A 12,739-nucleotide genomic window follows, 5' to 3' on the forward strand; every position below is an offset into this window, starting at 1 on the left:
GAACCTGGCCGGTACTGCTCCTACGGTGGTGGTAACCGAACCGCGAAGGAGCAGCGAACATGACGACTGTGAACCCGATCCCCGAGGGCTACCACTCGGTGACGCCGTGGATCATCGGGCACGACACCGCCGGGCTGATGGACTTCCTCGCGTCCGCGTTCGATGCGGTGGACCTCGGTGGCCGGGTCGTCGACGAGCACGGGAACATCGGCCACGCCGAGATGCGGATCGGCGACTCGGTGGTGATGATGTTCGACAAGCCGGACTGGCCGCCGACGCCTGCCTTCCTGCGGCTCTACGTCGCGGACGTGGAGACCGCGCTGAAGCAGGCGGTGGCAGCCGGCGGCACCGTCGTGACCGAGCCGACGCATCTGTTCTGGGGCGACATCGTCGCGCGGGTGCACGACCCGTTCGGCAACCTCTACTGGCTGCAGACCCGGATCGAGGAGATCGACGAGGCCGAGATGGGCCGCCGGTTCGGCGACGAGAAGTTCACCAAGGCGCTGGAGTACGTGCAGAGCTCGCTGTTCCGCCCGGCCGGGTGATCAGTCGAGCTGTTCCTTCGGGGCCTCGGACTCCATCGCATCGGTCAGCACGCCGGCGGTGAGCCCGATCTGCCACTCGCGGGCGTTGTGCTCGCGCAGGAAGGTCGTCACCACCTCGAGGCCGAGCTCGGGTGGTGGCGACCATGCCAGCCGGCGGATGGTGTCGGGGGAGAGCAGGTTCTCGGTCGGAAGCCGGTGCGCCTCGGCGATCTCGGCGACCGAGGAGCGGGCGGCCGACAAACGGGCAGCGGCATCCGGGTCCCGGTCGGCCCAGGCACGGGCCGGCGGCGGGCCGTCGTACCGCGGGCCCTGCTTCGGTAGCTCGGACTCGGGCAGGCGGCGCGCGTGGTCGATCGCCTCCCACCAGGTCCGCATGTGCCGGTGCGCGCCGCGGCCCTTGAATGCGGTCAGACGCTGGAGCGTGTCCCGGTCGGCCGGCACCGCCGACGCCGCCTCGACGATCGCGGCGTCCGGCAGGATCCGGCCGGGGGAGATGTCAGCGGACTCGGCGATCTGGTCCCGCGCCTCCCACAACGCCCGTACGACGGCCAGACTGCGGCGATTGCGGACGCGGTGCATCCCCGACGTCCGGCGCCACGGATCCGGCTTCGGCTCACGTGGCGGCGCGGACAGGATCGAGGCGAACTCCTGCTCGGCCCACTCCCACTTGCCCTCGCGGCGCAGTTCGGCCTCGATCGCGTCGCGCAACTCGATCAGCATCTCGACGTCGAGAGCGGCGTACACGAGCCACGGCGCCGGCAGCGGGCGGGTCGACCAGTCGGCGGCGGAGTGCTCCTTGCGCATCCGGTAGCCCAGGACTTCGCTGACCAGCGAGGCGAGGCCGACCTTCGGGTACCCGAGCAGGCGGCCGGCCAGCTCGGTGTCGAACACCTTCCGCGGCACCATCCCGACCTCGGCCAGGCAGGCCAGATCCTGGTTCGCGGCGTGGATGATCCACTCGGCGTCCACGATCGCGTCGCCGAGCGCGGACAGGTCGCCGAACGGGATCGGGTCGACCAGCGCGGAGCCTGCGCCCTCGCGACGCAGTTGCACCAGGTAGGCCCGGTGGGAGTAGCGGTAGCCGGACGCGCGCTCGGCGTCGACGGCGACCGGGCCGGTGCCGGCCTGGAAGGCCTCGACCACGTCGGTCAGCGCCGGGTCGGTGTCGACGACCTCGGAGAGGCCGTCACGGAGTTCTAGCAGGGGCAGGTTCGCGGTCGGGTCGTCCGGGACGGGCGGCTGCTGGGTTTCTGCCGGGCTCATCGGCCCCGCTGTCCGCGCCGGGTCGGCATCGCCACGACCCCTGGCGGAACCGGCGGCAGTCCGGCCGCCGTGCAGAGAACTTCGCCCCACGCCTCCGCGTGCCGGGTCACATCCACCAGACCACCAGACCCCGGCACGGGGCTCCAGGACGCACGGATCTCGATCTCCGCCGTCGCGTCGTCGTCGGCCATGCCGCCGAAGCTTTCCGATACCACCCTGGTGACGGTACCGCTCGGCGCCTGGAAGTCCGCGCCCCGGTCCGCCAGTGCCTCCATCAGCCAGGTCCAGCCCACGCCGCCGAGCAGCGCGTCGGTCACCATCTCCGGTTCGACGGCGGCGCGCACGTACGCGACACAGCGGAAGGTCGACTGCCAGGCGTCGTTCCCGTCCGGGTCGTAAAGGATGACCAGGCGGCCGGTGGCGACATCGTCGCCGTCGACCGTCACGTCGGCGCTGACCGCGGCCGCGTGCGGAGCGATCCGCTGCGGCGCGGGCATCTCCTCGACGAAGACCTCGGGCCGGAACCGGGCACCGCGTAACTGCGTCACGGCCTCGGCGAACTCCGCGGGTGGCGCGTCGACCTGCTTGCGGGCACCCATGCTCCGCAGCCTACGACTGATTACTCACCGACGCCTGTGTCGACGCGCCGGTAACCGCGTGCGACGGCCGCTCACGGGCGAAATTCCGCGCGTGGGATTATCGCTGTGTGCCTCTGCCAAAGTCCCGCGCGCTCGACCGTTCCGCCTTTCTGCTCGCCGCTCGAGGTGAGCCGGGCCCGTACACGCCGGTGTGGTTCATGCGGCAGGCCGGGCGGGCGTTGCCTGAGTACCACGCGGCCCGCGCGGGAACCACGATGCTCGAAGCCTGCATGCGTCCCGACCTCGTTGTCGAGATAACGCTGCAGCCGGTACGCCGTTACGGCGTCGACGCGGCGGTCTTCTACGCCGACATCGTGCTGCCGCTGAAGTCGGTCGGTTTCGACATCGAGATCAAGCCGGGGGTCGGCCCGGTGGTCGCGGCCCCGATCCGCGACGCAGCCGGCCTCGCCGCGGTCCGACCGGTCACTCCCGCGGACGTGCCGTACACGACGGACGCCGTGAGGCAGCTGGTCTCGGAGCTGGACGGTACGCCGCTCATCGGTTTCGCCGGCGCCCCGTTCACGGTGGCGTCGTACCTGGTTGAGGGTGGGCCGAGCAAGGACTTCGCCAAGACCAAGGCGCTGATGTACAGCGACCCGGACCTCTGGCACGCGCTCGCGGACCGGCTGGCCGACGTGGCGATCGCGTACCTGTCAGTGCAGGTCGAGGCGGGTGCGTCCGCGATCCAGCTGTTCGACTCGTGGGCGGGCGGACTGTCGCCGCGCGACTACGAGCGGTTCGTGCTGCCGCACTCCGCGAAGGTGTTCGAAGCCGTCGCGTCGTACGGCGTACCCCGGGTGCACTTCGGCGTGAACACGGGCGAGTTGCTCGGGCTGATGAGCAGCGCTGGGGCAGACGTCGTCGGTGTCGACTGGCGGGTGCCGCTGGACGAGGCGGTACGCCGGATCACCGCGGCCGGAGCCGGTCCGAAGCCGGTGCAGGGCAATCTGGATCCGGCTCTGCTGTTCGCTCCCTGGGAGGCACTGGAGCCGGAGATCGACCGGATCCTCGCCGAGGGAAAGGCAGCACCCGGCCACATCTTCAACCTCGGGCACGGTGTCCCGCCGAATGCCGACCCCGAGGTGCTGCGCCGGGTCGTCGAGCACGTACAGGCGAAGTCGGCCCGTGTACCTGCCTGACCACGACGTGACGCTCGAGCCGCTGACCGCCGAGCACGCCGACGCCGTCCTCGCCTTCGAGCGGGAGAACCGGGCGTACTTCGCCGTCTGGATCGAGGATCGCGGGGACGACTTCTTCACCTCGTTCGCGGAGCGGCATCAGGCCCTCCTGGCCGAGCAGGAGACCGGGGCGTGCCGGTTCCACGTCTTGGTCGATGCCGTCGGCGCGGTGGTCGGACGAGTGAACCTCATGGATCTCGAGAACGGCTCGGCCGAGCTCGGCTACCGGATCGCGGAGAAAGCCACGGGCCGGGGGCTCGCGTCGGCGGCGGTCCGTGCGCTCGCCAGGCTCGCCGCGTCGGAGTACGGGCTGACGATGCTGCGAGCGGGGACGTCGGACCGGAATGTGGCGTCGCAGGCGGTGCTGACGCGAGCCGGGTTCCGCCGCGTGGCCGACCCGGCAGCTCATCTTGGATTCGAGTTGAAGCTGGAGGACCTGTGAGCCGGGTCGTTGTGGTTGGTGGCGGGATCAGTGGCCTGGCGGCGGCGTACGCGCTGGCAACCGGGCCGAATCCGCCGCGGATCACGGTGCTGGAGGGGTCGCCGCGGCTCGGCGGCAAGCTCGCGGGTGACGTACTCGAGGGCGTGCCGGTCGACCTCGGTGCCGAGTCGGTGCTGGCCCGGCGGCCGGAGGCGATCGACCTGATCAAGGCGGTCGGCCTCGGTGACGACCTGGTGCATCCGGCGACGACGTCGGCCGGACTGTGGATCGGCGACCGGATCCGGGCTATCCCGCCGACCGTCATGGGTGTCCCGATGGACCCTGCCGCGACAGCCGACGTACTCGGGTCCGAGGGAGCCGAAGCGGTGGCGCACGAGGCCGAGCTGCCGGCTCCGGGGCTGACGGAGGACGTCGCGATCGGGCAGTTCGTCGCCTCGCGGATGGGCTCGGCGGTGACGGACAAGCTGATCGACCCGCTGCTCGGCGGGGTGTACGCCGGCCGGGCGGAGGAGATCTCGCTGGCGGCCGCGGTGCCGGAGCTGTACGCCAAGCTGCGGACGGCGCCGAGCCTGCTCGCGGCGACCGCGGAGATGCGGGAAGCCGGGCGGCGCCGGGCCGGCGCGCCGGTGTTCGCCGGCATTGTCGGCGGGATCAACCGGCTGATCAGCGCGCTGGAGAAGGACCTGACCGCGCGTGGCGTCGACATCCGGCGCAAGCTCGCAGTACGACGGATCACGCGGACCGCCAACGGCTATGCGCTGGAGGCCGGGCCTGTGCCGGCGCCGACTCTGTTGGAGGCCGACGCGGTGATCGTCGCCGTACCGGCCACACCGGCGGCGCGGATGCTGGCTGAGTTGGTGCCGGCGGCGTCGACCGAGCTGGCGACGATCGAGTACGCGAGCATGGCGATCGTGACGCTCGCGGTCCGCAAGCAGGACTGGCCCGAGGCGGCCACCGGGTCCGGGTTCCTGGTGCCGTCGGTGGAGGGGCGGACGATCAAGGCGTCGACGTACTCGCACGCGAAGTGGGAGTGGTCGGGTGCGGCTGGTGGAGACCTCGCCGTACTGCGGTGCTCGGTCGGGCGGCTGGGGGAGGAGCACGTCCTGCAACGGTCCGATGAGGAGCTGGTGGCGCTGGCCACCGCCGATCTGGGGCGTGCTGTCGGGCTCCAGGCACCTGTGGTGGGGTCGCTGGTGACGCGGTGGGGCGGCGGGCTTCCGCAGTACGCCGTGGGGCATCTGGACCGCGTTGACCGCGTAGAGGAGGCGGTTGCTGCGGAGCCTGGTCTGGCCGTGTGCGGAGCGGCGTACCGAGGTGTCGGGATCGCCGCGTGTGTGGCATCGGGTGGGCAGGCAGCCACCCGGGTGCAGGCTCATTTAGCCACATTGGAGACAATGGCTCCGTGACAGAGAAGCCGAAGGCGCGTGAGCTGAACAATGTGATCCGCTACACCCTGTGGTCGGTCTTCAAGGTGGAGACCCCGCTGGGGGACGCGGACCGGGACGAGCTGACCGCCGAACTGTCCGAGCTGGTCGCCAAGCTGGCCACGGACGACGTGGTGATCCGCGGGATCTACGACGTCGAGGGCTTCCGGGCCGACGCCGACTTCATGGTCTGGTGGCACGCGCCGACGTCGGACGCGCTGCAGAAGGCGTACCACGCGCTGCGCCGGTCCCGCCTCGGGCGGCACCTGGCACCGGTTTGGTCGCAGTTCGCGCTGCACCGGCCGGCCGAGTTCAACAAGAGCCACATCCCGGCGTTCCTGGCCGACGAGGAGGCGCGGGCGTACATCTGTGTCTACCCGTTCGTGCGGTCGTACGAGTGGTACCTACTGCCGGACGAGGAGCGGCGGTTCATGCTCGCCGAGCACGGCAAGATGGCGCGGACCTACCCCGACGTACGGGCGAACACGGTCGCGTCGTTCGCGCTCGGCGACTACGAGTGGATCCTGGCCTTCGAGGCCGACGAACTGCACCGGATGGTCGACCTGATGCGCGACCTGCGCGCGTCGACCGCCCGGCGGCACGTGCGCGAGGAAGTGCCCTTCTACACGGGCAAGCGGACCGAGCTCGGCGAGCTGGTCGCCAACCTGGCCTGACGCCCGTGACTGGGCACCGCAAGGCCTTCCCGGTGCTGTACGTGAGCGACGTACGCCGGTCCGTCGGTTTCTACGCGCTGCTCGGGTACGAACCGACGTACCAGTTCCCGCTCGAGGGCGACCCGCACTACGTCGGCCTCGAGCGCGGCGACTCGTCCCTGGGCATCGCCGACGCCAACTGGCCCGAGGCCCAACTCGGCATCACCGTTGGCACCGCGCCCCGCTTCGAGCTCTTCGTGTACGTCGACAACGTCGAGGCCACAGTCGAGCTCTTCCGCGAGGCCGGCCACCCCATCCTCCAGGAACCCGCCACCATGCCCTGGGGCGAACGCCAGGCCTACACCGCCGACCCCGAAGGCAACCCGATAGCCCTCGCCACCCCGATCTGAGTCCGGGGTGGCAGCCTGCCGATCAGGCGGGCTCGAGGTTCAGGCTGATGCTGTTGATGCAGTAGCGGAGGTCGGTGGGGGTGTCGTAGCCCTCGCCCTCGAAGACGTGGCCGAGGTGGGAGCCGCAGTTGGCGCAGCGGACCTCGACGCGCTTCATGCCGAGGTCGGTGTCCTCGATGTACTCGACCCGCTCCTCGGCCAGCGGGGCGAAGAAGGACGGCCAGCCACAGTGCGAGTCGAACTTGGTCTCGCTGCGGAACAGCTCCGCGTCGCAGGCGCGGCACTTGTAGACGCCGACCGTCTTGGTGTCGGTGTACTCACCGACGAAGGGGCGTTCGGTACCGGCCTTGCGCAGCACATGGAACTCGGCGGGGGACAGCTGCGCCTTCCACTCCGCGTCGGACTTGTTCACGGCGTACTGCTTGGTGTCGTCTGTCACGACTCCATTGTGGCCGCCCGGGCAAGCAAAACCCCGCCCGGGCGGCCACCGTAAGACTCCCGCAATCAGTGCACCCAGGACGGTAGCGGGATCACCTGCACCACCTGTGGGTCGTGGTCGCTGATCTGGTCCGGGAACTCGGCGTTCATGTGCACCACGTCGTACGTCGAGGCGGGCTGCAGGTTCCGGGAGATCAGGATCTGGTCCAGGATCTGGCTGTTGCCCTCGAACACGTAGCTGTAGCGCTCCTTCACCGGCAGTGTCCGCGGCATGTCGATCAGTGACGTCTTGCCGGATCCGACCAGGATGTCGGCCGTCTCCGACCAGTCGAAGTCGTTCAGGTCACCGAGGACGATGACGTTGGCGCCCTTGTCCTTGGCCAGGATCTGGTCGACGAAGCCGCGCACCGACTGCGCCTGCTGGTGCCGCTTCGGCGCGGTCACCTGGACCGGCGGCTGGGTCCGGCCCCAGAGCGGGTCGTCGCCGCCCTTCGAGCTGAAGTGGTTGACCACCACGAACAGGCTCTGGCCGTGCCAGGTGAACTCGCCTGCCAGCGGGACCCGGGTGGCGTCCCACGCCGGGTTGGCCGGGTCGACCCGGCCGGGAGAGTAGCTCAGGTGTGGCTTGCCGAATTGGTCCGTGACGATCGTCGTGGCGGCGGTCGAGGTGCCACCGGGACGGTCGACGAACTTCACCGGCTTGTCGGTGCGGTACATGAACGCGACCCGGATGTTGCCGCCCGGCTCGCCGCCCTCCTTGTTGTTGACCGGGTCGATCTGGCGGTAGGCGTACTTCGGTCCGCCCGCCTTCTGGATCGCGGCGACGAGCATGTCGAGGGTCTTCTTCGCGGCAGTCTCGCCGGAGTTCGTGGCGCCGTCGTTGTCCTGTACTTCCTCGAGACCGAGGATGTCCGGAGCCCCGAGGTTCTTCACCACCGCCTGGGCCAGTCCGTCGAACTTGGCGTCGCCGTCGGACGGGTCGAGGTTCTCGACGTTGAACGTCGCCACCGAGACCTGCAGCGGTGAGGAGGCCTTGGTCGTCTCACGCTTCACGCCACCGTCGATCACGGTCGGCGTCTGCGTCGGGAGGAACTTGAAGTTGCCGAAGGAGTAGTCGAGGACACCCGCCACGACTCCGGCCAGCGTGTCGCCGGTCTTCGCGTCCGGGATCGGCGTCAGCACGTCGTCGAGCAGCACGCGCTCGGGGTTGCTGTCGGTCTTCTGCAGCAGGATGCCGCCGCGGACGGTCCGGACCGACGATCCGGCCGGTACGACGGACAGTTCGCGGAACGAACTGGTGGGACCGGTGACCTCGGGCTTGTCGATGCCGAGCCACATGCCCTCCAGCGACTCCCAGAAGTCGAGGCCGTCGTTGGCCGGGTCGAACGCCGTACTGGTCGTCTCGACGTCGCCGTTGGAGTCGTCGTCGATCACGGTCGACGGCGGGACCCGGCCGCCCGTGCCGACGATCGTCGGGGCCGGTACGGGCGCGGCGCCGGTGACGGTGATCGTCGGGTTGGTGATCTCCGTGGTGGTCAGGTTGTCGGTGCCGCCGGAGCCGCCGGGGCGGAACTCGGCGACGGTGCCCTGGACGGTCAGTGCGTCACCGACGGCCACGGTCGGCGCGGAACTGGTGAAGACGAAGACGCCTTCGCTGGTGGCCGGGTCGCCGTCGGGCTGGGGGTCCTGGAACCAGAAGCCGTTGGTGCTCTTCGCGGTGACCACACCGGTGACGTCCTTGACCAGCTTGCCGTTCAGCGGCGACAGGTGCGCGGCGCCCTGGATGTCGTGGATCTTCGCGTCCACCGGGTCCGGATCCGGCGGCGTCGAGGTCAGCGTCTTCGGGGACGGGTTGACCGCCGCGAACTCGGCCGCGTTGTCGTCCGCGTCCTGGGTGGGGACCTTCCGGGTGGCCGAGGTCGTGTTCGACAGGCCCGGCGCCGGAGCGGTCTCGGAGTCGCTCGCCGTCAAACCGTAGCCGACGAAGTCCTTGACCTCGGGAGCGTTGTGGCAGGCCGTCGTCCCGCAGGACAGCGCCGTCTGAGTGGTGACGAGGGCAACCTTCCCGGCCGTCGCGGACATCAGGATGCTGCCGGTGGCGTCCGGTGCGGGCATCGGCTGACCGTTGCCGGCGCCGGCCCCTTCCTGGACCAGGTAGGCGGCGCCCGGGGCGATGCTGCCGGTGAGGTTGGTGACCTGCCAGGAGCTTCCGGCCGCGGAGGCGTACTGGACCGACCAGCCACTCACGTCGATCGGCGCCGTGCCGTTGTTGGTCAACTCGATGAAGTCGTTCGTGTAGGGCGCGCCACTGTTACCGCCGCCGCCGTACACCTCGGTGATGACCACATCGGTCGACGCGGCGTCCGCCGGCGCGGCGGCGAGTGCCACTGCCAGGCCGGAGACGATGAGACTGGACGTGACCACGAGGGCGCCCAGGCGGCGCCGTGATCGGTTCGGGGCAGACATGAGCCGGATTCTCACACCCGGACCAGTCGCCGCCAAGGTCCAACACGTGAACACCAGGTGCGGCCCCTGAAGGCAGGGGTGATCATTCGCCGGACAGCGCCAGCAGCTGGTGAACCTCGACCGGTTCGGCCTTCCCTTTCAGGTCGACCAGGCCCAGGGACTGCGTCACCGCATCCGGCAGCAGCGCCTTCGTCGCGGGCCCGATGGCGACCCCGCCACCCGGCGCCTTGCCCTCGATCCGGGAGGCGACGTTCACGGTGTCGCCGATGACCGTGTGGGTCCGGCCGCCCTCGGTGCCGAGCAGGCTGACCGAGGCGATCCCGCTGTTGATCCCGACCCGGAACCGCGGCCAGTTCGGGTGTGCCGCCTGCACAGCGGCCGCGGCCTCCTGCAGCGCCAACCCGGCCGCGGCCGCGCGGGCCGCGTGGTCGGGCTGGTTGCCGCGCTTGTTGAAGGTCACCATCAGCGCGTCGCCGATGATCCGGTCGACGTCGCCGCCATGACGTCGTACGACGGGAGGCACGACGACCTGGAAGTAGGTGTTCAGCATCGTGGTGACCTCGGCCGGGTCGTGGTTCTCGGAGAACGTGGTGAACCCCTGCAGATCCGCGAACAGCACGCTCAACTCGCGCCGGCCCGAGACGGTGTCGTCGAGATACAGATCGGCGAACCGTTCCTCGTACCACTGGATCCGGACGCCGACGACCACCAGCACGAACGCGGTCAGCATCAGCACATGCCACTCCCACCACGACAGCGCCCAGTTCGTCGCGAACACCATCGCGACCATCGCCTCGGCGAGCAGGATGAACGCGGCGATCATCGACAGGAGCATCAACGACGGCTTCCGCCACCACATGTGCAGGTAGCGGGCGGCCGCGATGGCGTACAACAGCACGGCCGGTACGGCGAGCGCGGTGAGGATGCCATCGGCAACCTCTGGTACGGCGGTGTCGTGCAACGGAGGTAGACGCAGGATCGACGCCACCGCCCACAATGCCATCAGAGTCAGCAGTGCCGCACGCCCAACGCGCCCCCACCGGACCGCGGCCGCTACCCGCCCGCCCGACATGTTCAGGCTCGACAGAATCGCGAAGATCGACGCGACCGCGACCCCGATGGGCGTCGCCAGCGTGAATCCCGCGTTCGGTGTGTCCAGCAGAACCTTCGGCGTCGCCAGCGCATGCAACCCGAGGAACCCGGCCGCCGACAAGAACGCCAGTGACACCAGCAGAACCCGCGGATCACCTCGCCGCAGCGCCGCCGCACCCGTGATGTACGCCAGTACGGCGCTCAATCCCGCGGTAAACAACACCAGCCAGAAATGCGCTGGGTGGTGCTCCCAGTGCACATCCAACTGCGGGCTCTGGACCAGGAGGAACAATCCGGCCAGCGGCACCAGCAGCACGAGCGTGGTCAGGACAACCATCGCCGGGGTGTAGACGAACCGCCGTTCAGGCATCCTCGGACACCCTGAGATGAGTGTGGACCTGCGAGACGACCACGGACCCTTCACCGACCGCCGAGGCCACCCGCTTCACCGAACCACTGCGTACGTCGCCGATCGCGAACACCCCGGGCATCGTGGTCTCGTACGGCTGTGGCGGCCGGTCCTCGGCCCAGCCCGGATCCGCCGCGGCATCCGACCCGGTCAGCACGAAGCCGCGCTCGTCCCGGCCGACCTCGTCCGGCAGCCACTGCGTGCCGGGTACGGCGCCGATCATCACGAACAACCCGTCGACGTCGAGCCGCTCCTCGCCGCCCGACGTACGGTCGCGCAACGTCACCCACTGCAGCCGCCCGTCGCCACCACCGCCGACGACCTCGCTCCAGGACCGCACGACCACGTTGGGCGCGGCATCGATCGCGTCGATCAGGTACTTCGACATGCTCGCGACGAGATCTTTGCCCCGGATCACCAAGGTGACCAGCTTGCAGTAGCGGGCCAGATGCAGCACCGCCTGCCCGGCCGAGTTGCCGCCACCGACCACGCACGCGTCGCGATCCGTCAGACCATGGGCCTCCGACACACTGGCGCCGTAGTACACGCCCGTCCCCATCAACTGCTCCAGCGCGGGTACGTCGAGCCGCCGGTACGCCACCCCGGTCGCCAGGATGACCGCCCGGGCCGTCACCTGGCCCACGTCACCGATCTCCGCGACGAAATGACCGTCCCGCCGCTCGAGCCGTTCGATCGACCGCATCAGCACGAAGTGCGCGCCGAACACCCACGCCTGCTGATAGCCGCGCTGGGCCAGCTCGGAGCCGCGGATCCCGCGCGAGAAACCCAGGTAGTTGCGGATCAGCGAACTCGTCCCCGCCTGCCCGCCGATCGCCTCCCGCTCCACGACCAACGTGCGCAGCCCTTCGGACGACGCATACACGGCTGCCGCCAATCCACCCGGACCGGCTCCGATCACCAGAAGGTCGAACGAATCCTCGCCGTCGTCCAGCGTCGTCGAGACGCCCCACGCCTCGGCTATCTCGACGTCGGTCGGATCACGCAGCACTGTGCCGCCCACCGCCGGCATCCACACCAGCACGCTGTCCCCGGGATCCGGCTCACCGATCCACTCCAGTACGGCGTTTGCCGGCACCGAACCGCTGAGCCGGAACGCACTCGGGATCCCGTTGCGCGCCAGCAGACTGCGCACCGCCTGACCGCGGACCGAGTGGTCGGACGCGATCACGACCACCTCGCGCAGGTTCGCGACCTCGTAGCGCGACCACTCCTGGACGAACTCCGCGACCGTCCGGTGGAACAGCTCGTCCTGCGCGATCCACGGCTTCAGCACGTAGTAGTTGATGTCGCCGACAGACATCGCGGACAGGATCGCCGCCGCCGTACTGCGGGTCGCCCAAGCGCCCCACTCGATCAGCAGGGCACGGCGTGCGTCCGGATGCAGGGTCCTCGACGCGGCCAGGATCTCGGCGCGCTCGTCGTCCGGCAGAGCATTGTCGACCATCACGACGGCGACCCGGTGCTGCAGGTCGTGTGCGAGCTGTAGGCAGCTCAGCGCAGCGGCCGTGGTCAGCTCGCCGCGGACTCTGTAGTCGACGCCGAAGCCCCGCTCCAGCTCGGTTTCACACCGTTCCAGACGCTCCGGGTCAGCGTCGACGACCAGCAGTAGTGGCCTGGCTTCACGCAGCTTGGCCTCACGCCGTCCGAAATGTCCCCCGGGCTCCCCACCCATGATTGTGACGGTAGGTGGGTCGCCCCCGCAGGGCAATGGACAAAGCGTTTGTTCACCGGTCCTGTCCGCCCCAGTGGGACAGGACCGG

Annotated in this window: 12 protein-coding genes; 6 read left to right on the forward strand and 6 right to left on the reverse strand. The window is 69.7% G+C overall.

Annotated features, from left to right (window positions below):
- Positions 1–59: 59 nt before the first annotated feature.
- Positions 60–545, forward strand: a complete 486-nt coding sequence (locus ACIBG5_RS03860; protein ID WP_396389914.1) for a VOC family protein — start codon at positions 60–62, stop codon at positions 543–545.
- Here ACIBG5_RS03860 and ACIBG5_RS03865 read toward each other — a convergent pair whose 3' ends face one another.
- Together ACIBG5_RS03865 and ACIBG5_RS03870 are read right to left on the reverse strand one after the other, a co-directional pair.
- Positions 546–1,808 carry a ribonuclease D gene (locus tag ACIBG5_RS03865; RefSeq protein ID WP_396389915.1) on the reverse strand — a complete coding sequence of 421 codons (1,263 nt, stop codon included), beginning with the start codon at positions 1,806–1,808 and terminating at the stop codon, positions 546–548.
- Positions 1,805–2,407, reverse strand: a complete 603-nt coding sequence (locus tag ACIBG5_RS03870; RefSeq protein ID WP_396389916.1) for a DUF3000 domain-containing protein — start codon at positions 2,405–2,407, stop codon at positions 1,805–1,807. Before ACIBG5_RS03870 ends, ACIBG5_RS03865 begins: the two co-directional genes overlap by 4 nt.
- A gap of 107 nt (positions 2,408–2,514) precedes the next feature.
- On the opposite strand from ACIBG5_RS03870, the gene hemE reads away from it, so the two are divergent.
- From hemE to ACIBG5_RS03895, 5 genes are read left to right on the forward strand one after another with little or no spacing between them, the layout of a single operon-like run.
- Positions 2,515–3,585, forward strand: coding sequence for a uroporphyrinogen decarboxylase (gene hemE / locus ACIBG5_RS03875; RefSeq protein ID WP_396389917.1), 1,071 nt, complete (start codon positions 2,515–2,517; stop codon positions 3,583–3,585).
- A complete protein-coding gene (locus ACIBG5_RS03880) occupies positions 3,572–4,066 on the forward strand; it encodes a GNAT family N-acetyltransferase (RefSeq protein WP_396389918.1) in 495 nt (164 codons plus the stop codon). The genes hemE and ACIBG5_RS03880 overlap by 14 nt, the downstream gene beginning before the upstream one ends.
- Complete coding sequence (hemG, locus tag ACIBG5_RS03885; protein ID WP_396389919.1) at positions 4,063–5,472, forward strand: protoporphyrinogen oxidase; 1,410 nt, start codon at positions 4,063–4,065, stop codon at positions 5,470–5,472. The genes ACIBG5_RS03880 and hemG overlap by 4 nt, the downstream gene beginning before the upstream one ends.
- Positions 5,469–6,164, forward strand: coding sequence for a hydrogen peroxide-dependent heme synthase (hemQ, locus tag ACIBG5_RS03890; RefSeq protein WP_360439592.1), 696 nt, complete (start codon positions 5,469–5,471; stop codon positions 6,162–6,164). Before hemG ends, hemQ begins: the two co-directional genes overlap by 4 nt.
- 5 nt (positions 6,165–6,169) lie before the next feature.
- Complete coding sequence (locus ACIBG5_RS03895; RefSeq protein ID WP_396389921.1) at positions 6,170–6,553, forward strand: VOC family protein; 384 nt, start codon at positions 6,170–6,172, stop codon at positions 6,551–6,553.
- Between the two features lie 22 nt (positions 6,554–6,575).
- Here ACIBG5_RS03895 and msrB read toward each other — a convergent pair whose 3' ends face one another.
- The 4 genes from msrB to ACIBG5_RS03915 form a co-directional block, all read right to left on the reverse strand.
- Positions 6,576–6,992 (reverse strand): peptide-methionine (R)-S-oxide reductase MsrB, encoded by a 417-nt coding sequence (gene msrB, locus ACIBG5_RS03900; protein ID WP_396389922.1) that lies wholly within the window; start codon positions 6,990–6,992, stop codon positions 6,576–6,578.
- Positions 6,993–7,057: 65 nt separating this feature from the next.
- Positions 7,058–9,457 carry a lamin tail domain-containing protein gene (locus tag ACIBG5_RS03905; RefSeq protein WP_396389923.1) on the reverse strand — a complete coding sequence of 800 codons (2,400 nt, stop codon included), beginning with the start codon at positions 9,455–9,457 and terminating at the stop codon, positions 7,058–7,060.
- Between the two features lie 82 nt (positions 9,458–9,539).
- Entirely contained in the window at positions 9,540–10,919 is a 1,380-nt protein-coding gene (locus tag ACIBG5_RS03910) for an adenylate/guanylate cyclase domain-containing protein (protein ID WP_396389924.1), read from the reverse strand.
- The gene (locus ACIBG5_RS03915) at positions 10,912–12,651 is read right to left on the reverse strand and encodes an FAD-dependent oxidoreductase (protein ID WP_396389925.1); all 1,740 of its coding nucleotides are present in this window, start codon (positions 12,649–12,651) and stop codon (positions 10,912–10,914) included. The genes ACIBG5_RS03910 and ACIBG5_RS03915 overlap by 8 nt, the downstream gene beginning before the upstream one ends.
- Positions 12,652–12,739 lie beyond the last annotated feature (88 nt).

The organism is Kribbella sp. NPDC050241 (assembly GCF_044459685.1).
Lineage (GTDB): Bacteria > Actinomycetota > Actinomycetes > Propionibacteriales > Kribbellaceae > Kribbella.